The sequence below is a fragment of the Ureibacillus sp. GCM10028918 genome, from assembly GCF_042666115.1.
Lineage (GTDB): Bacteria > Bacillota > Bacilli > Bacillales_A > Planococcaceae > Ureibacillus.
Map to the genome: position 1 here is coordinate 213,699 of NZ_JBHTFK010000005.1, position 26,482 is coordinate 240,180.

Sequence of the window (26,482 nt, forward strand, 5' to 3'; positions counted from 1 at the left end):
ATATGGGAGCTGGCAATCACTTTGCGGCTCCTTATATAGGAGGTTTTTGATTATGCTGAAAGATAAAGTGGTTCTCATTACAGGTTCTGCACAAGGAATTGGCTTCGAACTTGCGAAAGTATTTTATGCCCAAGGCGCAAAAGTAGTCTTAACAGATATTAATGAAGAAAAAGTAATAGAAGCTGCACTTTCACTTGGCGAGGATGCAGTCGGGTTGAAGTGTGATGTCACTCTTGAAAATGACATACAAAGCGTGATCGGAGCTGCAACCGACAAGTTTGGACGTCTTGATATTCTCATCAACAATGCAGGTATGCAGCATGTAGCCATGATTGATGACTTTCCCACAGATCGCTTTGAACTGATTGTTAAAATTATGCTGACAGCACCATTCATTGCAATCAAACATGCTTTACCAATTATGCGCAAACAAAGCTTTGGCCGCATCATAAACATGGCGTCAATAAACGGCCTGATCGGTTTCGCCGGCAAGGCTGCCTACAATTCCGCGAAACATGGCGTGATCGGCTTAACAAAAGTGGCAGCTCTCGAAACGGCAACAGACGGTATCACGGTAAACGCCATTTGCCCAGGCTATGTCGATACACCACTTGTACGCAACCAATTACAAGATTTAGCCACAACGCGAAACGTGCCATTAGAAAAAGTACTTGAGGAAGTTATTTACCCTCTCGTGCCACAAAAACGGCTACTTGATGTTTCAGAGATTGCAGATCTTGCCCTCTTTATCGCAAGCGACGCATCAAAAGGAATGACCGGTCAAGCAGTTGTATTAGATGGCGGTTATACGATTCAATAAAAGTAAACGCTACTTTCATTTAGTGCCTCTATTTTGGAGGCGCTTTTTCATTGTCTAGGTATACTAAAACGATTGATTTTTATTCATTAAAGAGTCGATTCTTTAAGCAAAACACTACATATTAATTCTCCGAGTCCACTTACCATTTGAAAACAAAAATCTCCGTCTTCAGCTCTTCCAATATTTAACTAAACACTAAAAAAGTAAATGGAAGTACTTTACGTGCCAGTATAGGAAAAATTAACTCAAACAAACCTACCTTCACTGTAAATTTGAATATTTTTTGTGAAATAATAATAACAGTGAACACAATATAAAAAAAGAAAATATATTATTATAAACGCTCCTTCCCTTTCTAAACACTCCCTTAAAGCATATTTATCTAAAGGATACTCTATTTTTTCATAGCAATATCACTTGGCTGTTAGATAGCTCTTGAGCCTTCACTTTTTAAATCCTTCTAAATTTTCGTAATAAATTCTCCACAAAAAGCAGGATTCTTAATTATCCAAAAAACCAATCACATAAAAAATATGAACATAGTGTTACAATTAACATATTCGGGAATAGTGTAAGGATTATGTTAAATACTATAAATGAATCGAGGTGTTTTTAATGAAACGAAAAAAACTCTTATGGGCTTCAAGTATTATTACAACTATTCTTTCAACCGGTGCTGCGATCTTTGGATATATTGCGACCAATCAACTTATGTATATTAAAAAGAAAGATGTTGATTTTATCTATGATCGTGAATTAAAAGCACAACGCTTTGATGAAAAATGGTTTAATCAATGTCCAAAGGAAGAATTAAGTATTGATTCTCCCAATGGTTATCCAATAAAAGGTATTTTCTTAAAGCCCCTAAATACAAAAAATACAATAATCATATGTCACGGTGTAACTGAAAATAAAATCAGCATGGTCAAATATGCGCGCATGTTCGAAAGACTTGGATTCAACACCTTTGTTTTTGACCACAGGCGACATGGGGACTCAGGTGGAAAAACAACAAGCTATGGCTACTATGAAAAATTTGATGTGGCCGCTGTTGTACAAACTGTGAAATCCATCGTTGGCGAGGATGCTCTTATTGGGATCCAGGGAGAATCAATGGGTGCCGCAAGTATGATTTTATATGCTGGCTTACTGGAAGATGGCGCAGACTTTTATATTGCGGATTGTGGCTTTTCGAACTTTTCAGAGCTGATTTCGCAAATTATGATGAAAACAAAATATCTTCGTACAAAAATCCCAATCCACTTAGCCAATATTTTTCTTCGCATTCGCGATGGCTATACATTTAAAAGCGTCACACCAAAGGAAGCGGTGAAAAACATCTCCTCCCCTGTTCTATTTATTCATAGCCTAGGGGATGACTTCATTCTTCCTTACATGACAGAGGAACTGTATGAAGAAAAACAAGGACCGAAAATGATCAAGTTATTTGAAAAAGGCGGCCATGCCGAGTCATTTAACGAAAATCAACAAGAATACGAACAAATTGTTTCAGAGTTTATCGAGAATTATGTCTATAAAAAGACAAACGAAACGGTTGTTACACCAATAAATGAAATTAGAAACGCAATAAATGAAATTCCACTGGATGAAATGATAAGAACAGCGGAACAAATTCCGCTCGATGAGAAAGAAATATCCTAACAACGAAAACCGTCTCTTCATACTTGAGACGGTTTCCTTTTTGGTCAAAAAGCCTTTAAAAAAGCAAAACAACAGTTTTACATAAGTAAACTGTTGTTAGATTACAATTATTTATCTTGTAATTTATTCATTTGCGACATCATTTGACGCACTTGTTTTTCAGATGGTTTACGTCCCATTTGAGCCATCATCACACGAATCATTTGTTCGTTGATCGGTGGGTTTTCTTTTAAGTATTTCATCATGTATTGACGAGCAAAGTAGAAACCTAGTGCTACGCCCCCTGCTAGAGCGACGATAACAATAATAATCCAAATCCATGTAGCCATTTTGTGCCTACCTCCTCCACTACCATTTATACCGAGATAAACTCTCCATGAAGGATTATACACTATTAACCGCATCGTTACTAGTTTTTCAATAATTTTTTTACTGTTGGGATTACCTACATGATTATACCAAATCTCTATAGCTAATATGATGCATGCTTGATTGGTTTCAACCAACCGCATTCGGAATCCTCTGCATTAAATGCAATGAACGAATCATTCATTTGGCTTAGGCTGTGGAATAAATCCAGATCCAACATTCGGGAGCCTTCACAAATTGCTTCTATATGATACGTACATACTTTTATTTTCAAACCACCTTTAAATTGGTGTTCAAATTTCATATATTCATTCACCCATTGGATAGTCGGAAAACTTTTCTTTAAATGCTCATAGAGTACACCTTGTACCATTCTTCCTTCAATTGGTTCACAGAGATAGCTTAGCTGCTTGCTAACAGAGGACTCGAGAGCTTGCTCTTTTGTCGATACCATTTCAAGAAGCTGTCTTTCTCTTCCAAATACAAAAGACTGATACTGTTTTTTTATATGAAATATTGAATAGATTCTCATCTTTCGTCCTCCTCTCTATATTCACATTATAAAAGAAAGATTTCAAATATTTTGTCAAAAGGTGTCCCAATTCTATTACTTTTTTTGTCAAAATACAGTGAAACATTAATTTCGTTCACTTTACCTAGACTTACTCAGCCTCGAGACCTACAGAAAAATGCAATCAGAGGCCGTTTTAAGAAAATCGCCCCAAGTGTAACATAAAGGTAACACGAAAGGAGCTAAAAAAATGAAAAAAGTATTCATCGTAACTGTCGGCATTGTCGCAGCAATTGTTGCCCTTAGTATGTTAGGACCACTCGTAGGGTTTGCCTTCTCTGGGTTGCTTGTCTATTTAGGATTGCACTACTATGTGAGATCAAACTCAGGGTTTGGGAAAGTATTTTGGGTGGCACTTGGCTTAATTGGAATCTTTACAGCGATTTCCAACATCCCTGCATTGGTTGGTCTTGCTGCTATCTTTTTAATCTATGTTCTATATAAAAAATGGAACAACGAAGAAGTTTCCTTCAGCAAATCAACTGTAATGAAAGAAAATGATCCATTTACGAACTTTGAAACTGAATGGGCAAAATTGAATAGCAAACTTAACTAATCGCCTGACTTAATAGCGAATAGGGCTAGTTGCATCGATAAGAAGAAAGTTGCATACTTTCTTCTTCAAAATAAAATTTAAGGAGAGATTTTAATATGGTAGGTTTATTAAAAAGATTTCGATACACTTTAGAGGCTGATTTACACCAATTGTTCGATAAAAAGGAGAGTAAAAATCCTATTGCGATGTTAAATCAATACATCCGCGAAGCCGAAAAACAAACAGAACAAACCGGTAAATTACTTCAGCGTCAAGCTCAATTAAAAGAACAACTTCAAAATGAATTAAAAGAAACAACAACGATGCTTGAAAAAAGAACAAAACAACTGGAACTAGCTCAGCAATCAAACGAAACAGATTTAGTTGCCTTTGCTCACCAAGAAGTGGAATCGTACAAAACTCGTCAGTTCACTTTATTAAATTCGCTCGAACAATCAAATAAAGAATTTGTAGAACTTGAACAAAAATTCGAGACAATGAAACACAAAATCAAAGATATGAAAGTTCGTCAGTTACAACTGATGGGCAAAGAAAATGTAACACGTGCTCATCACAAAATGGATGAAGTATTAAAATCTAAGGACGAATCAGAATTTGATGATCTTTCATCTTATATTGAAACGCTGGCTGATAAAATTGAACAAGATTATGACAGAACACAGCTGGAAGCTCGTCTTGCAAGCTTAGAAAAAACAAACCACCCTATACCTAGCATCGAAATGAAAAAAGAGCCTACTGAAGCAAAATAAAAAGAATAATGTTGGTCATTCACACAAAAAATTCAACTGTGAAATAGATGAATCGTGCTATAATGACAATTGTTGGGAGAAGGCAAACAAGGTCTTCTCCTAAGGTTTGTTATAGGTAGAATATGACTCACCAAGAATAAAAAGGAGGAACCACTTTGAACAGATTTAGTACGAACCAATTAACCTTTATCACGATTGCTGTTGTTTTAATTGTGTTCGCAGAGCTCACACTTTTTAACAATGGCAGCACCTTTTTAATGATCCTTGGGGCAATTCTACTTTACTTAAGCTTTTCCAAAAATAAGAAATATTTATTTTGGAGCGGTTGTTTCCTTATCTTCCTTGCCATTCTATCTATATGGAGCTTACGCCTGCTAATTGTTGGCGTTTTAATTTACATACTGTATAAACATGTAACAAAGGAACAAAAAGTTGTAACAATTAATACACTAGAGCTTGATGCAAAGATAATGAAAAATCATCTTATCGGAAACATCTCTTCCCCACTTGATAATTACAAATGGGAAGACATCCAGATGCAGAAATTTGTTGGCGACATTTCGCTCGATTTAACGGATACAATATTGCCAGCAGGAACTTCAGTCATTACAATCCGCCAATTCATCGGGAAAGTGACGATTGTGTTGCCTTATGAAATTCCCTTCCGCCTTCAATATTCAACAATTCTTGGTGAAGCAAAAATACTAGGAAATAATCCTAAACGATTAATCAATGAAAAACTCATGTTCGAAGATGGAGAAGCTCAAGATGCTAAACGCAAATTGGTGATCCATGTAGCGACTTGGCTGGGGGACGTGGAGGTGATCCGTAAATGATTTCATTTCTATTTCGAATGGTAACATTATTCTTCTTATTAAGCAGCACGATTTTTGGCTATTTATTTATCTTCTTCGGATCACCAACAGATGAGGATTGGGGATTTCTACTGGAATCTGAATCAACAGAAATGCCAATTATTGCTTTTATAGTTATGACAATTGGATTGATTAGCTTTTTTATTAGTATTTGGATGAGTGCAGTTGCAAGAGCGAGAGAAAGTTCTGCAACACGCTATGTAAAACAGTTAGTAGAACCTGGTTTTTCTATGAAAAAAAAGAAAAATGTTTCTTTTACTTTGAAGAAAGCATTAACCCAAGCGAATGATTTAATTGAAACCCAGCGTACTAGTTTGCAGCGAATGACCAATGAAAAAGTGGAAGCGAACGACAAAATTATCCAAGAACGGATTATTGCTGAACGGCAACGCTTGGCTCGTGAATTGCATGATTCCGTATCACAGCAACTTTTTGCTGCATCTATGCTATTATCTGCTGTTACTGAGCAGGAAGATGCACTTGGCACATCGAAACCTACTCTACAACAGGTGGAAAAGATTGTTCAGCAAGCCCAATTAGAAATGCGTGCCTTACTGCTCCATTTACGGCCGATTGCATTGAAAAACAGTACGTTGGCACAAGGGTTGACGGATTTAATTCAAGAGCTGCAACAGAAGGTCTATTTCGATATTGATTATCGTATTGAAGAAATTGAATTGTCTAAAGCCGAAGAGGATCATTTATTCCGTATTGCCCAAGAAGCCCTTTCGAACACATTACGCCATGCAAAGGCTTCAGAAGTAGAGCTACTGTTAATTGCCCGAGACACTGTTGGCATATTACGTATCCAGGATAACGGAAAAGGCTTCAATATTGAAGAAGATAAATCCACCTCTTACGGTCTACGAAACATTGCCGAACGTGCCGTTGAAATCGGCTGCTCCTATAAAATTGTTTCGGTTCCAGGTGAAGGAACGATTGTGGAAGTAAAGGTTCCACTTGGAAATAAAGCCGAAGTAGTAACAGCTGAAGCAGAAAGTACGCCAGTGATTGAACTTGCCAAGCAAGAAAAGAAAGCTGAGTAGAAAGTTAGATTGCTGGATATTTGAAGAAAATTGAGGTGAAAGAATGATACGTATTTTAATTGCGGATGATCATGAAATGGTACGGATTGGGGTTTCCGCTTACCTTTCTGCCCAATCCGATATGACAGTTGTCGGAGAGGCCGCAAATGGACAGCAGGCAGTTGAAAAAGCACTAGAACTAAAACCCGACATTATTCTGATGGACAATGTGATGCCGATCATGACTGGTGCTGAAGCTACCGCACAAATCTTGCAACAATGGCCGCATGCCAAAGTCATGATGGTGACAAGCTTCCTTGATGATGATAAAGTCTACCCTGCTTTAGAAGCCGGTGCTGTCAGCTACATACTAAAAACGTCCAACGCCAAGCAAATTGCAGAGGCCATTCGCAAAACAATCAATGGTGAAACGGTACTAGAACCTGAAGTGACGACTAAAATGATTACGAAAATGCGAGGCAATGCCAATACCCCCCTCTACGAACAGCTTACTGAGCGTGAAATGGAAGTGCTTTTATTGGTGGCCCAAGGAAAAACGAATCAAGATATCGCCGATGAATTATTCATCGCCCTAAAAACAGTCAAGACTCATGTAAGCAATATCCTAGCAAAACTTGACGTCCAAGACCGTACGCAGGCAGTAGTCTATGCATTCCAAAATGGACTTGTAAAATAAACGTGGGGCTTTGTGCTCCAACGTTTTTCTTTTTCCCTTTTTTAATGGCGAACTGAGAATCCTGTCTGAGATTCGACGAAAAAAAGCTACCACAGAAAAAAATTCTGTGGTAGTAAAATAGGGGTTTACTAGAATTTTTGAAAAGAAAATTCTAAAACAATATATTATATGAAATCAAGAATAGATTATGCCTTTTTCTATTAAAATTTTGGGTATAGTTTTCTAAGATAGATGATTTAATGAATGGTTGGTTGGATAATTTGCTAGTATTGGGAAAGTAACGATTTTAGGTGCTTTGGTTTATCCAATAGACTGCTTCTATTGGACAGTTTGCTTGGCTAGGCGCTTCGGTTTGTCCTTCATCACCCGGATGAAAGACATTTTGATATAATTGCAATTCGTTTTGTCTTTCATCATCATTATGAAAGACACTTTTTGCCACACTATACTCTCTTATGTCCTTCATCACTTGGATGAAAGACATTTTTGAATTTAAAACACTCATTTTTGTCCTCATCAACCCGATGAAAGACATTTGTGATCTAAATGCACATCGGTTTGTCTTTCATCATCAATATGAAAGACACTTTTGGTCATACACTACTCTCTTTTGTCCTTCATCACCTGGATGAAAGACATTTTTGAACTCAACATACTCCCTTTTGTCCTTCATCATCCCGATGAAGGACTTTTTTGACCTAAATGCGATTCGATTTGTCTTTCATCATCAATATGAAAGACACTTTTGCCCACACTATACTCTCTTATGTCCTTCATCACTTGGATGAAAGACATTTTTGAACTCAACATACTCCTTTTGTCCTTCATCACTCGCATGAAGGACACTTTTGAACTCAACACAGGCCTTTTTGTCCTTCATCACTCGCATGAAGGACACTTTTAATCTCAATGCACTTCGATTTGTCTTTCATTATCAATATGAAAGTAACTTTTAGCCATACTAATCTCTAAATTGTCCTTCATCATCCGATCGAGCGTCACTTTAGAACGCACAGCTCTTCCATCTGTCTATCAGAAAATAAAAACCAGGTGGGAAAAACATATCGTTTTTCTCCACCTGGTTTCTCATTCACAGACTTATTAGAAAGCCCTTCATATGAACTATTATAAAGCTTTAACTTTCGCTACAACGTTTTCAACCGTAAAGCCGTATTGTTCGATAACGATTTCGCCTGGGGCACTTGCACCGAATTGGTCGATTGCCAGGATATCTCCATCGAACCCAGTGTATTTATGCCAGCCGAATGAAGAGCCCATCTCGATTGCTAAACGTTTTGTAACAGATTTTGGCAATACTGAATCTTTATACTCCGCTGATTGTTGCTCGAAACGATCCATTGATGGCATTGATACTACAGAAGCATCGATTCCATCAGCTAGTAATTGTTTTTGTGCTTCTACAGCAAGAGAAACTTCTGATCCTGTTGCAATTAAGATTGCATCTGGTGTTTCTTTTGTTGCAGGAGATACCACATAAGCACCTTTGGCTACGCCATCTTTTGCAAGTTCTGCAGACTTATCAAGAACTGGTAAGTTTTGACGAGAAAGAACGAGCACAGTTGGTACATTTTTAGATGACACAGCTAATTTCCAAGCTTCTGCTGATTCATTTGCATCAGCTGGACGAATTATTGAAAGATTTGGCATTGCACGTAATGAAGCTAAGTGCTCCACTGGTTCATGCGTTGGACCATCTTCCCCTACTGCAATTGAATCATGAGTGAAAACGTATGTTACAGGTAGACCCATTAATGCAGATAGACGCACAGCTGGACGAACGTAGTCGGAGAACACGAAAAATGTTCCACCAAATACATTTAAACCACCGTGTAAAGCCATACCGTTTAATGCTGCACCCATTGCGAATTCACGAACACCAAACCAAATGTTGCGACCTTCTGGAGTGTCCGGGAAGAAATCACCAGCACCTTTGATTGTTGTTTTGTTAGAACCAGCAAGGTCCGCACTACCACCAAAGAATGAAGGGACTTTTTTCGCTAAAGCATTGATTACATCACCTGATGAAGAACGTGTTGCAACTGATTTTCCAGCTTCGTAAACAGGTACTTCTGCATCAAAGTCTGCTGGAAGTTCGTTATTCATTGCATTAATGAATTGTTTTGCTAGTTCAGGGAATTCTGCTTTATAGCTTTCAAATTTCGCATTCCATTCTGCTTCTGATTGAACACCTTGTTTTTCTGCAGCTTCTTTGAAAATTGAATACACTTCTTCTGGTACTTGGAAAGGCTCATGTTCCCAACCGTAAGCTGTTTTCGTTAAGACCACTTCATCGGCACCAAGTGGAGCACCATGAGAATCCGCTTTACCGGATTTGTTTGGAGAACCAAAACCAATAACAGTTTTCACTTCAATTAATGTTGGTTTTCCTTCGGATTGTTTCGCTTTCTCGATTGCAGCATTCACTGCTTCTACTTCAGTCCCATCTGCTACATGGATGTAGTTCCAGCCATATGATTCGAAACGTTTTTGAACGTTTTCAGAGAAAGATTTTGCTAAATCCCCATCTAAAGAAATATCATTTGAATCGTATAACACGATTAATTTATCAAGTTGTAAGTGCCCAGCTAATGAAATGCTTTCCGCTGCTACACCTTCCATTAAATCGCCGTCTCCACAAAGTGCATACGTATAGTGGTCTACGATTTCATGACCTGGCTTATTATATGTAGCTGCTAGATGACGCTCAGCCATTGCCATACCAACGGACATCGCAATCCCTTGACCAAGAGGGCCAGTTGTTGCTTCCACTCCTACTGTATGACCAAACTCAGGATGTCCTGGTGTTTTAGAACCCCATTGGCGGAAGTTTTTAATTTCTTCGATATCTAGTCCATACCCACCTAAGTGAAGTAAGCTATATAGCAACATCGAACCATGACCAGCTGAAAGAACAAAGCGATCGCGGTTAACCCATTTTGGATTTTGAGGATTGTGACGTAATTGTTTTGTCCACAAAGTATAAGCCATTGGTGCTGCTCCCATTGGTAGACCTGGGTGACCAGAGTTCGCTTTTTCGATTGCGTCAATTGATAAAGTTCGGATTGCATTAATTGCTAAAAGATCAGCAGAGTGTGCCATTATGTGATATCCTTTCTCGCGCTTAATATTGTACTTTTACAGTTTAGACAAGATTTTCTAAGAAAACAATCCTATTCCAAGACATTTTTAGAATAGTGTCATACTTTTCTTTATTATGTCACATTATTAGTTTAATTTATTGCGCTGAATTTCTTTAATTTTATCTGGCGTCACGTCATTTCCAGTCGCATCGATAATTTGTACGTTTTCGATTGTACTACGGAAAGAAGAACGGAATGAATCCAAGTATTCTTTACGAAGATTTGTTCGTTCCTTTGCCTCAGCTTCTGTTAACTGTCCCTCTTTTGCTTTTTTTGATAGCTCATTAATTCGTTTGATTTTTTGTTCTGATAACATAATTTCTCACCTTTCTATTTCAATCATTTAATATGGAAGAATTTAGATATTGTGCTATAACCTATACTAAATGAAGATATTCAATACTTCAAAGGTAAGTAAAAATAGCAGGAAGTGCAAGTAATTCATCTCAATTGATAGATATGTATTGTGTAATGCCTAAGATTTTCCTGGGATATTTAATAGAAAAAGGACATTCAAAAAGTAAAACAGTTTGAATGTCCTCTCCTATCCTATCTATTATTAAATACTACATTGTACTAATATCAATGACAAATCGATATTTGACATCCGACGCTAAAACGCGTTCATAGGCTTCGTCAATTTGGTCGGCTGAAATAATTTCAATTTTGGAAGCAATATTGTGTTGTGCACAGAAATCTAACATTTCCTGTGTTTCACGAATGCCTCCGATCATAGAACCTGCAAATGAACGACGCTGACCAATAAGAGATTGTACATTGACTGATAGGGGCTCACCGGGCGCACCGACATTAACAAGTGTACCGTCTAATGTAAGTAATCTAAAGTACGCATTAATGTCAATTTGTGCACTAACCGTGTTAATGATCAAATCAAAATGACCTGCAAGTTTGTTAAATGTTTCAGAATCATTTGTCGCAAAGTAATGGTCAGCTCCCAATTCCAAACCGTCTTCCTTCTTGCTCAATGTTTGAGACAGAACAGTAACTTCAGCTCCCATTGCATGAGCAATCTGCACTGCCATATGGCCAAGACCACCCAGACCAACAACAGCTACTTTTTTACCTGGTCCTGCCCCCCATCGTTTTAATGGGGAAAATGTCGTAATACCAGCACAAAGTAATGGGGCTGCTTTATCTAGCTCAATATTATCTGGAATTCTAACTACAAAATTCTCAGTCACTACAATGTGAGTAGAATAGCCACCTTGAGTTGGTTCACCGTATTTGTCTACTCCAGCATAAGTAGGGACTTGTCCATTTAGACAATATTGTTCTTCTCCCTTAAAGCAATTTTCACAATCTCCGCAAGAGTCCACCATACATCCAACCCCAACACGGTCACCTATACGATACTTTGTAACCTCCGCACCTATATCTGTTACAATCCCAGCAATCTCGTGGCCAGGAACAAGTGGATAGTTTACAGCACCCCATTCACCATGAGCAGTGTGGATATCAGAATGGCAAATACCAGCATATTTAATTTCAATCAAAACATCATGCAAATCTAGGTCGCGTCGTGTAATTTCAGCAGCACGAAACGTTTTGTTTGGACCATCGATAGCTCTTGCTTTAGCAGTAATCATTAAAAATCCCTCCGATATAATTATGTCGACAAGAGAATAAATATTTATTGGCACTGTTGAATTGAATCTTATAAGGTGAGAATACCTTTTCTTCAATCACTCCCAAATATTCCCCGTACTAATATCTTAGTCCCTATAGTTAACTCTAGGTCAAGTATTTGTCTTAACTCATTTCGAGGAGCAAATTTTAAACAAACTTAATAAAATTAATTAATAATCAAATAGAATTAATTCTATTAAACTATTTAGTCAACTTTGAAATTAATTTTATAAAGTGATAAACTTTCCGTAATTCATAGAATAAACCCCTAAAAAATACTTTTATAAGAAAAGGTGATAAATGATGACAACATATTCTATTAGTGAAGTTGCAAAAGAATTAAATCTCACAGTATACACCTTGCGATACTACGACAAAGAGGGACTTATGCCTTTTGTTGAACGGACACCTAGTGGGACTAGAATATTCAAAGAAGAAGATATTGCATTTCTAAAAATCATACAATGTTTAAAATCAACTGGAATGCCTATAAGGGATATTAGAGAATTTATTGCTTGGTGCTTTGATGGCGACTCTACTCTACAACAAAGATATGATATGTTTTTAGACAGAAAAGCTAATGTAGAAGCACAAATGGAGGAACTTAGGAAAACACTCGAGGTAATTGAACATAAAACTTTATATTATAAAATTGCATTGGAAGCAGGTACGGAAGAGATTCATAAAGATCATAAAGTTTTGATATAAATATTATAGATGATGGGGCTAGTTCTTATTGTTCTAGCCCAATTACTTTGCAAAGGACGAATGGCCCAGAGTTCAGCCTTCAAGTCCCTCCATATATTCTATATATCTACGATGCACGGTTGCTTTACTTACTTGAAAATCTAGTCCTCTTAAAGTTGAAGCAATTTCTTGGAAGGTTAGTCCTTTTTCACGGAGTTTTACAATTTCTTCGATTGGTACCTCTATTCGTTCGCGCCCTTCATGATTATGCCGATTTTTAATATTCAACTCGGGGCGATAGCCATTATCTACAGCTCGTCTCATTCCTCTTTTAATTTTGGCATTGTGAATTTTTCGTTGATACTCTTCTACAATTGCTAAAATCTCAAGTAACATTGTATCCATCTCATTTAATGTTAAGGGTCCTGCATTATTTAAGGAATAAACGGTTGTCCCATTTTTATGCAGCAAATGCAAGACAGCCATTCGTGCATTACCGCGTCCCAAACGCGTTTCGTCTTGCACAAATAATACTGTTACATTTTTTTCCTTTATATAGTCCAGCATTTCAAGGAGTCCATCTCGTTCCACTTCATAACCACTATGTTGATCTTGGAAAATCTCTAAAACTTGAAAGTTCATTTCGCCCGCATAGCGGCGTAGTTCCTCTTCTTGCCGCACAAGGGATGTCTCTTGTGTATTTTTTTCTGTACTTACACGTGTATAGATGACTGCTTTGTTTTGTTTGCTCATTTATTCTTAACCGCTACCTCTACCGAATGAAGCTCTTCTTCACTCTTTAATTTTGCAATATGGATACTCTTTGAATTAACTGGAACCGTTAAGGCATGACCTGCCACAATATGTTCTCCAGTAAGACTATTCTCAGCTTTCACATGCTCGATCCACTCTTGTATTGTCATTTTACCACGATATTGTTCTGCTAATGTCCATAATGTATCGCCGTGCTGAATCTCAATTTGTTCGTATGTGTTTTTGCCATTATCAGTAATTAATAGAAATGCACCCATCACAAAGAAAGCAACGAATAACACCACAATATAAGTATTTTTTTGTAACCAGTTCATAAATTAAAACCTCTTTTCGAATAATTGTTTTGCGAATGTATGTTCCTAATTTAATACGAACACTTGTTTTTGTCAACACCAATTTCGAACCTATGTTTGCATTTCTGTTCATTCACTGATATACTATATGTAACTAATAGAGGTACATATTCACAAAAGAGGTGATAGAGTTGAAAAAAATATCAAAAAGACAAGAAGATATTTTAGCATTCATAAAAGAAGAGGTTCGTGCAAAAGGGTATCCGCCTTCTGTTCGTGAAATCGGGGAAGCAGTAGGTCTTGCCTCTAGTTCAACGGTACATGGACATTTAGCTCGTTTAGAGAGCAAAGGTTTAATTCGCCGAGACCCAACAAAGCCGCGCGCGATTGAAATATTAGATCAAGAAGAAGCAGCAATTCAAAAACAATCCGTTGTACATGTTCCTTTAGTAGGGAAAGTTACAGCAGGTCTACCTATTACAGCAATCGAAAATATCGAAGAATACTTCCCTCTACCAGATGCTTACGGTACAAGTGAAGAAAATCTATTCATGCTTGAAGTAATGGGAGAATCAATGATCGAGGCTGGGATATTAGATGGAGATTATGTCGTTGTCAAACATACGAACACTGCCAATAACGGGGAAATTGTAGTTGCAATGACTGAAGATGACGAAGCAACGGTAAAACGTTTCTTTAAAGAGAAAACGCATTTCCGTCTTCAACCTGAAAACTCAAGTATGGACCCAATCCTAGTAAATCAAGTAACGATTTTAGGTAAAGTAGTAGGGTTATATCGCAATATTCATTAAAAAAAGTTGTCTCGTTAGTCAATAGACTGTGAGACAACCTTTTTGTTTAAACGGGATATTTTTGTGCGCTTTATTTACATAAGGACTCTAAAATAACAAGATTTTCAGGTAAGAACTGCCTATTAGAGTAGCTATGAGACCACTGTTGCATTTTGCTGTTTATTAGCTACACACGCGTCGATAAACGACTTAAACAGATTTTTCGCATGTTCGTCCCCCGCGATCGCCATCTCCTCTGGATGCCATTGTACCCCAACACAATAAGGGTAATCTTTTATTTCAAAGGCTTCAATGATGCCGTCACTCGCCTTAGCGGTAATTTCGAAAATATCAGGCACTTTCTTCAATGCTTGATGATGGAATGAATTCACGGCAATTTTCTCTTTTCCGATACTTTCGTGTAGCTTACTGCCCTTGGTAATCTCGATATAGTGGGATGCTTCTTTTCTGCGAGCATTTTGTTTATGAAGGATTGGCGTATGCTCATACTGGGAATTGATATCTTGATAGAGTGTCCCGCCTAAAGCTACATTCAATAGCTGAATCCCGCGACAAATCCCGAAGATCGGCATCGTTTTCTTAAGAGCCGCTTCAGTCAGCTCAAGTTCCACTTCATCTCGTTCCAGCATAATATCGCCAATGTTAATGTGCGGCTCTTCATCAAAGAAATGCGGATGTACGTCTACCCCGCCTGTCAGCAGTAAACCATCGATTCCTTCCAACAGCTGCTCAGCATCACTTTCCACACCAAAAGGAATATTCACCGGAATTCCTCCCGCTTGAAGTACAGACTTCACATAGGCTTCATTAATACAATATTGTCCGTTGTTCGTTGTCATCGTAATACCGATAATTGGTTTCATTAAAAACCACCTCCATAATTCCTATAATAATAACTTGCTTTACAATATTCTAGCTTAACTTTGTTTTTCCTTTAAAATGTAAAAAAGAGTCGCCTCATACGAGAGAGACGGCCCAAGTGAATAAAAATATTAATCAAAATAAATTTGCATACCAGTCAAGTATTACTTCTCCGTAGAAATACACAATAATGGCTGCTAGAGCGATAGAGGGGCCAAATGGGACAGGAGTTTTTCTCCCTTGGTTGCGAATCTTCAGGACGATGATACCGACAATCATACCAATGAATGCTGATAGGAATAGTGTTAGCAACGTATTCAGAGTGCCTAAAACAAGGCCAATTAAAAAGAAGAGTTTAATATCTCCCCCACCCATCCCCCCATTAGAGACAACGGCAATAAGGTAAAGGATGCCAAAGCCAACTACTGCACCTAGCAAACTATCCCACCATGGGTCGATTGGCGAGAAAATGCGTCCTAATGCTAATAAAGGTAAGAAGAACAACAACACTTTATCTGGAATGAGCATATAAGCGAAGTCAGAAACTACTGTAATCATTAACAAGGAAATGAAAAGCAGGGCTACAGCCGTTTCAATTGTTAAGCCTAATTTCCAAACTGAGAACGAAAATAAAATCCCCGTAACAAGTTCCGTTAATAAATAAATCGGTGTTACTTTCGCATGACATGTACGGCATTTTCCTCGTAAAAATATGTAAGATAAAACAGGAATCAAATCTGGCAGCGTTAAACGACGCTGACAATTTGTGCAATGTGACGGTGGTGTTGAGATGGACTCCTTTTTAGGCACCCTTAAGCCAACTACATTAAAAAACGAACCAAATACAAGCCCAAAGATAAACGCAAATACAGTATAAGTAATCTCCAATTAACCGCACCTCCTACAAATAAATGGTCGGGACTCTATAAAGAATCCCGACAGGTTGATTGTTATTTCCAATACTTTTAATACTAATCGCCACAAATCAAATTATGACTCACCTTCACCTTCATAATAGAAGGTCGTTACCTGGATGGAAGCATTTAACGTTTCAGCTTCGGCTTCCACGAATTCGCCTTCTTCCCCTGGAAGTGAATAGCTAATCGAATCAATATGCATAATCCGTTTTAAATTTTCTATTTCCTCGATGAATTGCTGGATATTTTGGTTCTCGGATGCCTCGATTTCTAAGTTAAACGTGATGAGCTTTAGTTCTGGTGGAAGAGTCTGAGCAGCAATTTCTGATACAGGCGTTTCCACCGTTTCACCCGTTTCCTCCCCTTCAACTACTTCTGCATTTTCAGTTGTTTCGGCTTCATCTGTCTGACCTTCCGTAGCCTCGTCTGTTACAGCCTCTTCTTCAGGAACAGGGACAATATTTGATTCTGACACGAGAGCATCATAGCTATTAAATCCAATCGATGTAATACGAGTTTCAGTCACGAATTCAATCTCTTCCAAGTTTAACAATAACTGATCTATTTCACGAGATTGTGGCAATTTTTGACGTATTTCAAAAACATTAGATACTTCCGAAGTCCCTTCTTCTTCCAATGAAGCAATTTGACCTTGAAGTGTACTAATCTCCGTCTGCAAACCATTTATAGAGCCTTCCAGTGAATCAACGTGATCCTTTTTTGGCAACAGGATGTAATAATAGATTGCAAATAATAAAGCGGCTATTAATGCAATAAGTAATAATAAAGAAGAATTTTTATTACCAGAGAGCTTCATTATTGAACACCTCCAGTAGCTAAATAGGTTTCATTGATTAAGAGCGTGATTTCAACAGATTGTCTCGGAATGACATCGAAATCCGTTTCATCGTCTGTTCCAAGCTCTTCTCCTAGCCCAGAGCTTGTAATGGAAAGGACTTGTCCATCAATGAAATAAGAGCTATTGGATAGCCTTGAAACATAAGTCGATACATCACTTAACGTCTCAAAATCAATGGAGATTGAAACACTCTCAGGACTGAAAGTATAGTTACGTAAATAGGAATTACTCGGTTGCAGTCCTTGTATTTCATTGATTAATGGCGAAATTGGATAAGATACCATTTCTACAAATTGTAAGGACTGTTCTAAAGACCCTTCATTACCTGGTTGCAAAGTAGCTAAGTCTATATTTAATTGGTCACGTTGTGCAATAAGGTTTGATTCTTCTCTTTGCAATTCAACGATCTCTACCCAGGCAGTAAAGTATTGCCAAATTAATAATGTCAGTGCCAATAAAGTAATGATGCCTAGTAGGATATAAAGAAATTTGGATCCCTGTTGACTTTTTTCAAGTTTGGGTATGAGGTTAATATCTGGTATCATGATTGAATCTCCTTTAACGCCAGCCCAAGTAATGATGCATGTTTTGCTTTAAATCCTGGATAGTAACTTTCGATTAGTGAATCATCTACCATCTTTGCTGTAATAGGTAAAGTCTCTTGTAAGTAATTATGAATTTGATCAAGCAATGGATTATCTCCCATCACAATGATTTCATCAACGGACTTTTCTCCTTTATGTAGAGAAAAACGGAAGAAATTCATAATTCGGTCAAGCTCTAGCACCTGATCCATAATCGTCATTCGATAATCTTCCATATCACCATCGTATGTAAACTGAAGCTCATTCTCCTTCAATGATTTTGCATGCCATTGGGAAATTGTCGTTGGAATCTGTTGATAACGTAAGAAATCCACATTCCCATTTGAATAAATACAAATGGATAACTCATTAATGAGCCAATTGGCAATTAAGTATGTTTTCTTGTTATCAATCATTTGCATGCTTTCAAGTAACCTCAAATTGCATAACGCGCGAATGTCAGCAGCCTGTGGATCCATATGAATGTCTAAAAACAGGTTGATGTATTTATTTACTTCTTCAGAAGCTGCGGCAAACATCATCGCCTGTCCATCCCCTTCAGTCGGATCATAAACATCAATGAGTGGATCATGGAAAGGTAAATGAATGCTATGACCAAGCTCCATTTGCACATACTCTTTTAGTTTATTCGGTTCAACATCTCGGGGATGTTCGAAAGCTTTTAATAAGACAGTCGGGTCGGGAACGAAAAATCGGACATTCTGCTTTTTCCCACCCCATTGGGAAGCATTCTCTTTAAATATCTCGAATAACGCCATTTCATCTTTTAGGGTATCTTCATCGATGATTTCATGAGGCAATGCCACTTCAAATACCTCAGCCTGCGACAAATCTGGGCCCTTTGAAACAAGCGCGCGAAGAACATAATCATTAATCTCGATGGAAACATGGAAATTCTTTTTCTTTTTGTTGAACATGCGCAGGGCTCCTTTACTTATTTCAAATGGATAGATACTTTAGTTAGTTTTTCATTAGAACACCTAATTAAAATTAAAAGAATTAGGTGTTCTGTGAGGAACTAACTATTTTTAATCTAATAAAGCTGTTAAATCTTCTTCTTCAATACTATCTCCATCAACATCAAAAGCAGATTCATCATCTATTTCACCAAATCTACTATACTCAATTGACCATACATCCTCGTCTAAAGTAACTGTTGCTGAAGCTTCACCTTCGCCTTCACCAAGTGTAACACCATCAATATAATTATTTAGTACGGCCGAACCACAACCATCTGTTGAAGAAGCATCACACGCACCTTCAGTATGAGCAATTTTAGCACCAGATAAAATATTTACTGCTTCAGATAATACAGCTTTATCTCTAGAGTTTTGGATAATATTCCCAATAGCAGGGATTGCAATTGCCGCAATAATTGCTAAGATTACGATTACTGCTAATAATTCGATTAATGTCAAACCTTTTTCGTTTTTAATACGTTTTTTCATATTTTTAAACATATTAAATCCTCCTTTAAATTTTATGTTTTGATTGTGTTTTTGTTTTTGCATGGACGTTTGTTGCATGTTTTTTCACCTCCCTGCAAAACGTCCGAATTCCTATTTCCATTTTTCATTACATTTGCTCGTATAGACTAAACATCGGCAGGAAGATTGCTGATACGATAACGCCTACGATTGCGGCTAAGAAAAGAATCATTAAAGGTTCAATTAATGATTTCAATGTATCAACAGATCTTTCTACTTCTGCGTCATAAAACTCGGCTACTTTTTCAAGCATATAATCAAGCGATCCTGTTGACTCTCCAATTCTTGTCATCGAGGTTACAAGTGGTGGGAACAGCCAGCTTTGTTCAAGCGGCTCCGAAAGTGTATTCCCTCTTTCAAGATTATCTCTCGCTTCTAGTACAACTTTACTCATTACAGGATTTCCGACTACTCGTTCAACAATTGTTAGTGATTGTAGAATGGGTACGGCACTGCTGAATAAGGAAGATAATGTCCCCATCATACGAGAGATTGCCGATTTTTGTAGTAGTGGACCAAAGATTGGCATTCTTAGTAGTGCGTAATGCACTGCATAATTAAATTGTTTGTTACTTTTGAATAACATTCGGAAAGTGATTACAGCCGCAATTACTAATAGAAGTAACAACCACCAAAACTTCTGCAGCCATTCGCTTACTGCAATTGTTACAACTGTCATCCAAGGTAACTCGGCACCCATACTCTCAAAAGACTCCACAAAAGAGGGAACAATCACAACCATCATAAAAATCGCCACGACAATCGTTAACACAAACAATACTGCTGGATAAGTCATTGTTGATTGTACTTTTTTCTTCAGGTTATATTGTTTTTCAAAAGTATTTGCTAATCGCTCTAAAGTATCATCAATATTCCCTGTTGCCTCACCCGATCGCATCATGTTTGAGAACAGCAATGGGAAAACTTTTGGATGCTTTAGTGTTGCTTCCGAAAAAGAAACCCCTGTCCGGATATCTTCTTCAACAGTTTGTAAGGCTTTTTTCAAAGGCTTGCTTTTTGTTTGATCTGCTAAAATTCTTGTGGATTCTACAATGGAAACCCCGGCTCTTATCAACGTTGCAAATTGTCTTAGGTAGATAACAAAGTCTTGGTTTTTAACTTTTTTACCACCCAGATTTAATTCCTTATGAAAAATACTATTTGATTCGGTTACTTCGCGAGGATTAATGCCTTGAGATCTAAGTTTTGCAATGGCAGCCTGTTTATTGACTGCATCCACAATGCCCTTTTTTTGTGCCCCTTGCTTCGTCCGACCTATATATTTATAAACAGTCAATTAACTCACCAACATTCAATTACTATAGTCTTCAAACTTTAGAAAAGGTCGCGCTTCTTCCATCGACACCTTACCAGATGCCATAAGGGTTTGAATCGAAGTTTCCAAAGTATGCATCCCCATCGCTCTACTCGTTTGCATGACACTTGGAATTTGGTGTACTTTTTCATTTCGAATCAGGTTTGTGACAGAAGGTGGGGCTGTTAGTATTTCGGTTGCAGCTATACGACCGACTGTGTCTTTTCGAGCAAACAGTCTTTGAGAAACAATCCCCTGCAATACGTTTGCAAGCTGTATTCGTATTTGCCCTTGCTGATGTGGTGGAAACACATCAATAATTCGATCAATTGTTGTTGGTGCACTCGATGTATGCAATGTCGCGAATACTAAATGCCCGGTTTCCGCAGCAGTAATTGCCGTTGAAATTGTTTCTAGGTCACGCATCTCACCGACCAAAATAACATCGGGATCTTGACGAAGGGATGCACGTAGTCCACTTGCAAAATCTTGCGTGTCGATGCCAATTTCTCGCTGGTTGACAATCGATTTTTTATGATTATGCAAATACTCTATCGGATCCTCAAGTGTAATAATGTGCTTGGATTTTGTTTCATTTATATAATCAAGCATTGCAGCGAGCGTCGTAGATTTCCCCGAACCAGTTGGACCTGTCACTAGAATCAATCCTTGAGGCTTGTCCGCCAAATCGTAGAGTACTTTCGGCATGCCAAGAGATTCAATAGTCGGAATCTTCGACGGAATTAATCGGAATGCAATCGCACTATCATTTCGTTGATGATAGGCGTTTACACGGAAACGACATAATTCCCCTAGCGAGAAATTAAAGTCTGTTTCCCCCTTTTCCGCATACTCATCCGCTTTATACTCAGGTAATACTTCCCTTACAAGAGCTTGTGCGTCTTGAGGTGTGACTGCATAGTCTCCGTATTGCCTAAGCTTTCCGTTTATACGGTAAACAGGTGGAATTCCTACTGTTATGTGTAAATCTGATGCTTTTTCTTCATAGGCTCTCTCTAATAATGAACGGATACTAAACATCTTTTCACTTCCTATTCAACTGTGGCAACATGTAATACTTCTTCAGTTGTTGTATAGCCATCAAGAACTTTTAACAAACCATCTTGCACTAGTGTGTGATAACCTGCTTCTTTCATGTAGTTTCGTATTAAACTGACACTACTTCTTTGCAGAATAAAGTCTTTAATTGTTCGGTCAATTGGTAGTATCTCATGAATCGCAAGACGCCCACGATAGCCAGTATGGTTACAAGCTGGGCAACCACGGCCGCGATTGACTGTTTCAACCGTCATGCCAACCTCTGCGAAAATCTCTTTTTCACGATCTGTAGCAGGTACTGTTTGTCCACAGTCTCGACAAACTCGGCGAACTAGACGTTGAGCTACCACACCAACTAAAGAAGAAGAAATTAGGAATGGTTCAATTCCCATATCATGAAGCCTTGAAATCGATTCGACTGCACTATTTGTATGCAAAGTGCTTAGTACTAAGTGCCCGGTTAACGAAGCACGAGTTGCAATTTCGGCCGTTTCTAAATCCCTAATTTCCCCGATCATCACGATATCAGGGTCTTGTCGAAGAATCGAACGTAGTCCAGCAGCAAACGTCAAACCTACTTCTTCCTTCACCTGGATTTGGTTTATTCCTTCTAATTGGTATTCCACTGGGTCTTCAACGGTAATAATGTTGACACCTTCTTTGTTCAAGTGGGAAAGTGCAGCATATAACGTTGTTGATTTACCCGAGCCGGTTGGACCTGTAATTAACACAATACCATTAGGGCGGGCAATCATTTTTCGAAAAAGCTGTTCATTTTTAGAGTTTAAACCAAGCTTGTCTACATCCGTTGCTGCATTACTTAAGTCAAGAATACGCATTACAATTTTCTCGCCAAAGATCGTTGGCAAAGTCGATAAACGGATGTCGATGGGTTTAAAATTAACTATTGTTTTAATACGTCCATCTTGCGGCACACGATTTTCTGTAATATTTAACCCGCCCATAATCTTTACACGGGCTGCAAGCATGTTTTGCATATGCTTTGGTAAAGAACGCTCTGTTCTAAGTTGACCGTCAATACGGTATCGAACACGAAATTCGGTTTCCTGTGGATCAAAGTGAATGTCGCTGGCTCTTTGTGCTACCCCATTGGCAATGATTTGATTTACAAGACGTACAATAGGTGATTCTTCATCTGTAATCTCCTGCTGTGCTTCTGGAGCAGTTACCCCAAGATCAGTAAGTGCAGCTTCCATCGACTCCTGTAAATCATAATATTTTGTAATCGTTCGATAGAGGTCGTCTTTCGCTGCTATACTTGTTTCGATTTGACACCCTGTTGCCATCCGCACTTCTTCAATGGCAAAATAATCCATTGGGTCTGCCATTGCAATAAATAATTTATTTTTATCCCGGCGAATCGGCATAACATTTGCTCTTTTGGCAAGTTCGACCGGCACTAGTTGTAAAAGTTCCGGGTCAATTGAGTATTGGTTTAAGTTGATATGTGGAACACCTAATTGAAATTCGAGTACTTCAATTAACTGTTGCTCGGTTAGGTAATTTTCTCGAATTAGAAAGTCACCTAGTTTTTCATCCCGACTTTTATTGGATAAAGCATAGTTCAGTTGCTCATTAGTGATTACACCAGCTTCAACTAACAAGTCTCCAAGTCTCTTTCTAGTCTGCATTCTCATTGTCGTACTCTCCTTTCTATGGAGTAATCAAGTTACCACCCTTGTCATAATAACTACCCTCTGGCAACTCTTCTTCACCATCGGTAGTCGGCACGTCAGGTAAACCATTATTGTCTAAATCGATTTGTGTATCTGAATCTTGGTTTTGATTACCATTAAGATCAGTGTTTACATCCGGATTAGTTATACCAGGTGTTTCAGTATTTTCAATTTGTTTTCCATTTTCGTCTGTAGTTCCAGTAAAATCTGTTGTACCAGTCTGCTCTGGCTGTTGTGCAGATATTAAAACAATTCGATTCGTTGGTGCATAATAATCACGGCTAATTTGTTCTTCGGTTCTATTGCCACTTTCTGAGATAATTCGAGTAACGATTACGCGTTCTCCCTTTTCTCCCTCTTGGACCAATTGTTCTTGTCCAACCGCTAAACCTTCCGAATAACGATTGATAATGCGAGGTGAGATTTCTTCCTTATGAGTTTGTACGAGAACTTCTTTGCTTTTTTCATTTGAATAGATTTCAAGTTTCAAATCAGAACCTTCTACTGAAGCATTGATTTTTACGGCATTCGTCGAACTGTTTAAAAACTGCAAGTCTTCGTTATATTGGATATTAACCCTTGCGTTAATTCCTGGTTCTAAGTAAGTAGGTATTTTTTCTTGTGAATGACGTTCAACAATTTGGAATTCGGTGTTCAACACGGCATCGTACAAAAGAGAGGCAACAAAATTCTTGGCTTCGTTGTTCGCATTGCTTTCTCCCACTTTTGTGATGAATGAAAACGTCTCACCTGGATACACTACTGTCTCATTTAAGAAATTAACTATATCTGAAATATCTTCTGCTTGATTTGGAATTGTTTCAATTGATAGTGCAATACGCTCATTCTCTATTTGAGTCATATCATTTTGTACGGCAGCAATTTCATGTTCTTTTAAATAGGAAGCTTGGGTAATGATTGAATTCAATGTCGCTTCGGCATCCCAGCTTGAAACAACAGTAAGGGAGTTTATTAATTCTTCCGGCACCGTTATTTGTATTGGTAAATGAACAACTTGATCAGATTCCCAAAAGGCGAACCAAGGTTTGTCCACAGTTGTTTGATATTGTTCTACTGTACTTTCTAAATTAAATATGAACTGCGAAGGGTCTACCAGGACTTCTTGCTCCCCATCACTTACTACGATGGACTCAGAAACCCATGTATTGACAGCTTGCTGTAAAGCTTCCTTCATTTCATTTTCATCTAACCCCGACACCTTAACTCCGGCTATGGTTGATCCATTGTCAGATTCATCAGCAGACGCAGTATTTAAAAGATTTCCTTGAATCAATAAAACCACAACGATGATTACACTTAGTGCAGCTAGTAAAATCGGTTTAATTTTTAATGGCACGTAATTCACCTCAAGTTTTCATGAAAACACATTATAATAGTAGGATGTTTCAAAATTTGATTTTCTTCTCAATGAAACTTCATCTAAATCAAACAAATATCACCAATTTAATAAATCAGCAAAATTGAACCATAATAGTAGAGGATTCCCTCTAATTCCCTACAAAATATATACTATCTATTGTACTATATTACTCTAAAAGTAATGTAATAATTGTGAAAATATTTATAAGTTCTTACAAGATGAGAAAGTTTCTTATAAAAAAATCTATCTAAATATTAAAATACACAATTTCCGCGAGGATGTATATATCTATTTTACTAAGATTAAATTTTACTTTCATTTATAACTTTTACATCTATGACTTTTATAGTGTTTTAGTTATAATATTAAGTAGGTTTTCTTGTTTTTAATTCAACACTATAGATGTTAGCGAGAAGATTTTAGTATTCACACCATTCTAACAAATTGATAACTAATCCTTTTTTTCAACAATAGAAGGATAATTTCAATGTTTATCACTTTCTCAACAAATAAATTAATTGCAGATGAAACTATTGTCCTAATATAGTTCTTCGTGTAATCTTGTTATATGTTTGAACCATTTAGTGATTTGAGTAGTTAACAGCTAACTACTTTATTAGGGCTTTTGATAAATAAAAATAAGTTTTTTATGACTCGACAAAAGGAGTTGATTGAACTGGGTGACGAAAGAGGGCTGACTCTAATTGAGGTAATTGCTGCCATTGTATTAATTACAGTAATATTACTCTCAGTTTTTACTATATTAACCAATTCGTTCAACTTCAATGCAATGAACGATCATAGTACCCAAGCCATGAATATTGCAAGAGAACAAGAATCCTTAATACACAATTTATCTTGGGGAGAAATAATACCTGATTCTACTAATGAGAATGGATTTACCAACCATGATAAGAAACCTGGTTATTACAAAAAGCAATTTACAATTAATAACAATGGTGAATATCAAATCACTATTAATGTAAAAAAAAATCCTGAGCTAGGTAGATTTTATCGAGAACTTCATGAAGTTCATATAGAAGTCCGAAAAGAAGGCAAATTAGTTTCCGAAACTTTTACTTATCATGAAGGGAATGTGGTATCACCTTAATGAAACATATTTCAAATCAAAGAGGACTTACCCTCATCGAATTATTAGCTACAGTTGTTGTATTATCTATTGTCGTTGCAATAGTATCAAGTATTTTATTTAATGGATTGAAGCTAAGCAATAAAGTAGAAAACAAAGCCAAACTTCAACAAGAGGCAAATTATGTTACCACTATTTTAAAAGAACAACATCAGTATGGTGAAAAATATGAGATTAGATTGAATGCGGAAGGAAAAATCATTCTTACAAACTTGAATACAAATAAAACTACTACAATTGGAAATGATAGTTTTACCTATGTAATTTCTGAAATTATTAATTCTTGTATGGAAGAAGCAATTGATTGTACAGAGACAGTAGATTCAGCATCGTTTGGGAATAAAATATCCGTCGACCCATTAGTAGAAGATTTTCATGTGAAAATAAAAATAATTCCAAAGAAAAACAGCGAAATAACATATGAGATTACAACGATTTTATCGAGAATGTAGG

The 26,482-nt window shown here is 37.4% G+C and carries 29 protein-coding genes; 11 read left to right on the forward strand and 18 right to left on the reverse strand.

The window, feature by feature from the left end:
• Window positions 1-52: 52 nt before the first annotated feature.
• Both ACFQU5_RS04355 and ACFQU5_RS04360 read left to right on the forward strand, forming a co-directional pair.
• On the forward strand, window positions 53-820 hold the full coding sequence (locus tag ACFQU5_RS04355; RefSeq protein WP_390285122.1) for a 3-hydroxybutyrate dehydrogenase: 768 nt from the start codon (window positions 53-55) through the stop codon (window positions 818-820).
• A gap of 615 nt (window positions 821-1,435) precedes the next feature.
• Entirely contained in the window at window positions 1,436-2,482 is a 1,047-nt protein-coding gene (locus ACFQU5_RS04360; protein WP_390285124.1) for an alpha/beta hydrolase, read from the forward strand.
• 107 nt (window positions 2,483-2,589) lie between these two features.
• On the opposite strand, the gene ACFQU5_RS04365 is transcribed toward ACFQU5_RS04360, so the two are convergent.
• On the reverse strand, window positions 2,590-2,811 hold the full coding sequence (locus ACFQU5_RS04365; RefSeq protein WP_390285126.1) for a YneF family protein: 222 nt from the start codon (window positions 2,809-2,811) through the stop codon (window positions 2,590-2,592).
• A gap of 143 nt (window positions 2,812-2,954) precedes the next feature.
• The gene (sirA, locus tag ACFQU5_RS04370) at window positions 2,955-3,383 is read right to left on the reverse strand and encodes a sporulation inhibitor of replication protein SirA (protein ID WP_390285128.1); all 429 of its coding nucleotides are present in this window, start codon (window positions 3,381-3,383) and stop codon (window positions 2,955-2,957) included.
• 229 nt (window positions 3,384-3,612) lie between these two features.
• Here sirA and ACFQU5_RS04375 point away from each other — a divergent pair, with 229 nt between their 5' ends.
• From ACFQU5_RS04375 to ACFQU5_RS04395, 5 genes are all read left to right on the forward strand, one after another.
• Window positions 3,613-3,978: a lmo0954 family membrane protein gene (locus ACFQU5_RS04375; protein ID WP_390285130.1), complete on the forward strand. Its 366-nt coding sequence runs from the start codon at window positions 3,613-3,615 to the stop codon at window positions 3,976-3,978.
• Window positions 3,979-4,073: 95 nt separating this feature from the next.
• Window positions 4,074-4,727 carry a PspA/IM30 family protein gene (locus ACFQU5_RS04380; protein WP_390285132.1) on the forward strand — a complete coding sequence of 218 codons (654 nt, stop codon included), beginning with the start codon at window positions 4,074-4,076 and terminating at the stop codon, window positions 4,725-4,727.
• 155 nt (window positions 4,728-4,882) lie between these two features.
• Window positions 4,883-5,563 carry a cell wall-active antibiotics response protein LiaF gene (gene liaF / locus ACFQU5_RS04385; protein WP_390285134.1) on the forward strand — a complete coding sequence of 227 codons (681 nt, stop codon included), beginning with the start codon at window positions 4,883-4,885 and terminating at the stop codon, window positions 5,561-5,563.
• Window positions 5,560-6,648 (forward strand): sensor histidine kinase, encoded by a 1,089-nt coding sequence (locus ACFQU5_RS04390; protein WP_390285136.1) that lies wholly within the window; start codon window positions 5,560-5,562, stop codon window positions 6,646-6,648. Before liaF ends, ACFQU5_RS04390 begins: the two co-directional genes overlap by 4 nt.
• Before the next feature lie 43 nt (window positions 6,649-6,691).
• The gene (locus ACFQU5_RS04395) at window positions 6,692-7,324 is read left to right on the forward strand and encodes a response regulator transcription factor (RefSeq protein WP_390285138.1); all 633 of its coding nucleotides are present in this window, start codon (window positions 6,692-6,694) and stop codon (window positions 7,322-7,324) included.
• Between the two features lie 286 nt (window positions 7,325-7,610).
• Here ACFQU5_RS04395 and ACFQU5_RS04400 read toward each other — a convergent pair whose 3' ends face one another.
• The 4 genes from ACFQU5_RS04400 to ACFQU5_RS04415 form a co-directional block, all read right to left on the reverse strand.
• On the reverse strand, window positions 7,611-7,829 hold the full coding sequence (locus ACFQU5_RS04400; protein ID WP_390285140.1) for a hypothetical protein: 219 nt from the start codon (window positions 7,827-7,829) through the stop codon (window positions 7,611-7,613).
• Window positions 7,830-8,449: 620 nt separating this feature from the next.
• On the reverse strand, window positions 8,450-10,444 hold the full coding sequence (gene tkt, locus ACFQU5_RS04405) for a transketolase (protein ID WP_390285142.1): 1,995 nt from the start codon (window positions 10,442-10,444) through the stop codon (window positions 8,450-8,452).
• A 126-nt stretch (window positions 10,445-10,570) separates the two neighbouring features.
• Entirely contained in the window at window positions 10,571-10,801 is a 231-nt protein-coding gene (locus ACFQU5_RS04410) for a DUF896 domain-containing protein (RefSeq protein ID WP_390285144.1), read from the reverse strand.
• Window positions 10,802-11,051: 250 nt separating this feature from the next.
• Window positions 11,052-12,092, reverse strand: a complete 1,041-nt coding sequence (locus tag ACFQU5_RS04415; RefSeq protein WP_390285146.1) for an NAD(P)-dependent alcohol dehydrogenase — start codon at window positions 12,090-12,092, stop codon at window positions 11,052-11,054.
• Between the two features lie 343 nt (window positions 12,093-12,435).
• Between ACFQU5_RS04415 and ACFQU5_RS04420 the strand changes: the two genes are divergently transcribed.
• On the forward strand, window positions 12,436-12,840 hold the full coding sequence (locus ACFQU5_RS04420) for a MerR family transcriptional regulator (protein WP_390286507.1): 405 nt from the start codon (window positions 12,436-12,438) through the stop codon (window positions 12,838-12,840).
• Between the two features lie 72 nt (window positions 12,841-12,912).
• Here the strand turns inward: ACFQU5_RS04420 and ACFQU5_RS04425 are convergent, their stop codons facing one another.
• Both ACFQU5_RS04425 and yneA read right to left on the reverse strand, forming a co-directional pair.
• Complete coding sequence (locus ACFQU5_RS04425; protein WP_390285148.1) at window positions 12,913-13,572, reverse strand: YneB family resolvase-like protein; 660 nt, start codon at window positions 13,570-13,572, stop codon at window positions 12,913-12,915.
• The gene (gene yneA, locus ACFQU5_RS04430) at window positions 13,569-13,907 is read right to left on the reverse strand and encodes a cell division suppressor protein YneA (protein WP_390285150.1); all 339 of its coding nucleotides are present in this window, start codon (window positions 13,905-13,907) and stop codon (window positions 13,569-13,571) included. The genes ACFQU5_RS04425 and yneA overlap by 4 nt, the downstream gene beginning before the upstream one ends.
• Before the next feature lie 170 nt (window positions 13,908-14,077).
• Between yneA and lexA the strand changes: the two genes are divergently transcribed.
• Window positions 14,078-14,698: a transcriptional repressor LexA gene (gene lexA / locus ACFQU5_RS04435; RefSeq protein WP_390285152.1), complete on the forward strand. Its 621-nt coding sequence runs from the start codon at window positions 14,078-14,080 to the stop codon at window positions 14,696-14,698.
• A gap of 131 nt (window positions 14,699-14,829) precedes the next feature.
• Here lexA and ACFQU5_RS04440 read toward each other — a convergent pair whose 3' ends face one another.
• The 10 genes from ACFQU5_RS04440 to ACFQU5_RS04485 form a co-directional block, all read right to left on the reverse strand.
• Window positions 14,830-15,561, reverse strand: coding sequence for a gamma-glutamyl-gamma-aminobutyrate hydrolase family protein (locus ACFQU5_RS04440; protein ID WP_390285154.1), 732 nt, complete (start codon window positions 15,559-15,561; stop codon window positions 14,830-14,832).
• A 133-nt stretch (window positions 15,562-15,694) separates the two neighbouring features.
• Window positions 15,695-16,447, reverse strand: coding sequence for a prepilin peptidase (locus tag ACFQU5_RS04445; RefSeq protein WP_390285156.1), 753 nt, complete (start codon window positions 16,445-16,447; stop codon window positions 15,695-15,697).
• A 102-nt stretch (window positions 16,448-16,549) separates the two neighbouring features.
• Window positions 16,550-17,293 (reverse strand): potassium transporter, encoded by a 744-nt coding sequence (locus tag ACFQU5_RS04450; RefSeq protein WP_390285158.1) that lies wholly within the window; start codon window positions 17,291-17,293, stop codon window positions 16,550-16,552.
• Window positions 17,293-17,880, reverse strand: coding sequence for a malate synthase (locus ACFQU5_RS04455; RefSeq protein ID WP_390285160.1), 588 nt, complete (start codon window positions 17,878-17,880; stop codon window positions 17,293-17,295). The genes ACFQU5_RS04450 and ACFQU5_RS04455 overlap by 1 nt, the downstream gene beginning before the upstream one ends.
• The gene (pilM, locus tag ACFQU5_RS04460) at window positions 17,877-18,857 is read right to left on the reverse strand and encodes a type IV pilus biogenesis protein PilM (protein ID WP_390285162.1); all 981 of its coding nucleotides are present in this window, start codon (window positions 18,855-18,857) and stop codon (window positions 17,877-17,879) included. The genes ACFQU5_RS04455 and pilM overlap by 4 nt, the downstream gene beginning before the upstream one ends.
• Window positions 18,858-18,968: 111 nt before the next feature.
• The gene (locus ACFQU5_RS04465) at window positions 18,969-19,400 is read right to left on the reverse strand and encodes a prepilin-type N-terminal cleavage/methylation domain-containing protein (RefSeq protein ID WP_390285164.1); all 432 of its coding nucleotides are present in this window, start codon (window positions 19,398-19,400) and stop codon (window positions 18,969-18,971) included.
• Between the two features lie 115 nt (window positions 19,401-19,515).
• Entirely contained in the window at window positions 19,516-20,724 is a 1,209-nt protein-coding gene (locus ACFQU5_RS04470) for a type II secretion system F family protein (RefSeq protein WP_390285166.1), read from the reverse strand.
• A gap of 15 nt (window positions 20,725-20,739) precedes the next feature.
• Window positions 20,740-21,783, reverse strand: a complete 1,044-nt coding sequence (locus tag ACFQU5_RS04475; protein ID WP_390285168.1) for a type IV pilus twitching motility protein PilT — start codon at window positions 21,781-21,783, stop codon at window positions 20,740-20,742.
• A gap of 11 nt (window positions 21,784-21,794) precedes the next feature.
• Window positions 21,795-23,459, reverse strand: coding sequence for a GspE/PulE family protein (locus ACFQU5_RS04480; RefSeq protein WP_390285170.1), 1,665 nt, complete (start codon window positions 23,457-23,459; stop codon window positions 21,795-21,797).
• A 16-nt stretch (window positions 23,460-23,475) separates the two neighbouring features.
• Window positions 23,476-24,855 (reverse strand): VanW family protein, encoded by a 1,380-nt coding sequence (locus ACFQU5_RS04485; RefSeq protein ID WP_390285172.1) that lies wholly within the window; start codon window positions 24,853-24,855, stop codon window positions 23,476-23,478.
• A gap of 673 nt (window positions 24,856-25,528) precedes the next feature.
• Between ACFQU5_RS04485 and ACFQU5_RS04490 the strand changes: the two genes are divergently transcribed.
• Window positions 25,529-25,990 (forward strand): type IV pilus modification PilV family protein, encoded by a 462-nt coding sequence (locus tag ACFQU5_RS04490; protein WP_390285174.1) that lies wholly within the window; start codon window positions 25,529-25,531, stop codon window positions 25,988-25,990.
• Complete coding sequence (locus tag ACFQU5_RS04495; RefSeq protein WP_390285176.1) at window positions 25,990-26,481, forward strand: PilW family protein; 492 nt, start codon at window positions 25,990-25,992, stop codon at window positions 26,479-26,481. The genes ACFQU5_RS04490 and ACFQU5_RS04495 overlap by 1 nt, the downstream gene beginning before the upstream one ends.
• The last annotated feature ends 1 nt before the right edge of the window (window position 26,482 follow it).

What these genes read in the sequence shown, in the direction of transcription:
- ACFQU5_RS04365 (WP_390285126.1), bottom strand. Translation starts at nt 2,811, where the DNA reads ATGGCTACATGGATTTGGATTATTATTGTTATCGTCGCTCTAGCAGGG.
- ACFQU5_RS04400 (WP_390285140.1), bottom strand. Translation starts at nt 7,829, where the DNA reads ATGAGTGTTTTAAATTCAAAAATGTCTTTCATCCAAGTGATGAAGGAC.
- ACFQU5_RS04390 (WP_390285136.1), top strand. Translation starts at nt 5,560, where the DNA reads ATGATTTCATTTCTATTTCGAATGGTAACATTATTCTTCTTATTAAGC.
- ACFQU5_RS04415 (WP_390285146.1), bottom strand. Translation starts at nt 12,092, where the DNA reads ATGATTACTGCTAAAGCAAGAGCTATCGATGGTCCAAACAAAACGTTT.
- ACFQU5_RS04360 (WP_390285124.1), top strand. Translation starts at nt 1,436, where the DNA reads ATGAAACGAAAAAAACTCTTATGGGCTTCAAGTATTATTACAACTATT.
- ACFQU5_RS04455 (WP_390285160.1), bottom strand. Translation starts at nt 17,880, where the DNA reads ATGATACCAGATATTAACCTCATACCCAAACTTGAAAAAAGTCAACAG.
- yneA (WP_390285150.1), bottom strand. Translation starts at nt 13,907, where the DNA reads ATGAACTGGTTACAAAAAAATACTTATATTGTGGTGTTATTCGTTGCT.
- sirA (WP_390285128.1), bottom strand. Translation starts at nt 3,383, where the DNA reads ATGAGAATCTATTCAATATTTCATATAAAAAAACAGTATCAGTCTTTT.
- ACFQU5_RS04440 (WP_390285154.1), bottom strand. Translation starts at nt 15,561, where the DNA reads ATGAAACCAATTATCGGTATTACGATGACAACGAACAACGGACAATAT.
- pilM (WP_390285162.1), bottom strand. Translation starts at nt 18,857, where the DNA reads ATGTTCAACAAAAAGAAAAAGAATTTCCATGTTTCCATCGAGATTAAT.
- ACFQU5_RS04375 (WP_390285130.1), top strand. Translation starts at nt 3,613, where the DNA reads ATGAAAAAAGTATTCATCGTAACTGTCGGCATTGTCGCAGCAATTGTT.
- ACFQU5_RS04395 (WP_390285138.1), top strand. Translation starts at nt 6,692, where the DNA reads ATGATACGTATTTTAATTGCGGATGATCATGAAATGGTACGGATTGGG.
- ACFQU5_RS04495 (WP_390285176.1), top strand. Translation starts at nt 25,990, where the DNA reads ATGAAACATATTTCAAATCAAAGAGGACTTACCCTCATCGAATTATTA.
- ACFQU5_RS04490 (WP_390285174.1), top strand. Translation starts at nt 25,529, where the DNA reads ATGACTCGACAAAAGGAGTTGATTGAACTGGGTGACGAAAGAGGGCTG.
- ACFQU5_RS04425 (WP_390285148.1), bottom strand. Translation starts at nt 13,572, where the DNA reads ATGAGCAAACAAAACAAAGCAGTCATCTATACACGTGTAAGTACAGAA.
- ACFQU5_RS04410 (WP_390285144.1), bottom strand. Translation starts at nt 10,801, where the DNA reads ATGTTATCAGAACAAAAAATCAAACGAATTAATGAGCTATCAAAAAAA.
- ACFQU5_RS04355 (WP_390285122.1), top strand. Translation starts at nt 53, where the DNA reads ATGCTGAAAGATAAAGTGGTTCTCATTACAGGTTCTGCACAAGGAATT.
- ACFQU5_RS04465 (WP_390285164.1), bottom strand. Translation starts at nt 19,400, where the DNA reads ATGTTTAAAAATATGAAAAAACGTATTAAAAACGAAAAAGGTTTGACA.
- ACFQU5_RS04420 (WP_390286507.1), top strand. Translation starts at nt 12,436, where the DNA reads ATGACAACATATTCTATTAGTGAAGTTGCAAAAGAATTAAATCTCACA.
- ACFQU5_RS04480 (WP_390285170.1), bottom strand. Translation starts at nt 23,459, where the DNA reads ATGAGAATGCAGACTAGAAAGAGACTTGGAGACTTGTTAGTTGAAGCT.
- ACFQU5_RS04475 (WP_390285168.1), bottom strand. Translation starts at nt 21,783, where the DNA reads ATGTTTAGTATCCGTTCATTATTAGAGAGAGCCTATGAAGAAAAAGCA.
- ACFQU5_RS04380 (WP_390285132.1), top strand. Translation starts at nt 4,074, where the DNA reads ATGGTAGGTTTATTAAAAAGATTTCGATACACTTTAGAGGCTGATTTA.
- ACFQU5_RS04450 (WP_390285158.1), bottom strand. Translation starts at nt 17,293, where the DNA reads ATGAAGCTCTCTGGTAATAAAAATTCTTCTTTATTATTACTTATTGCA.
- tkt (WP_390285142.1), bottom strand. Translation starts at nt 10,444, where the DNA reads ATGGCACACTCTGCTGATCTTTTAGCAATTAATGCAATCCGAACTTTA.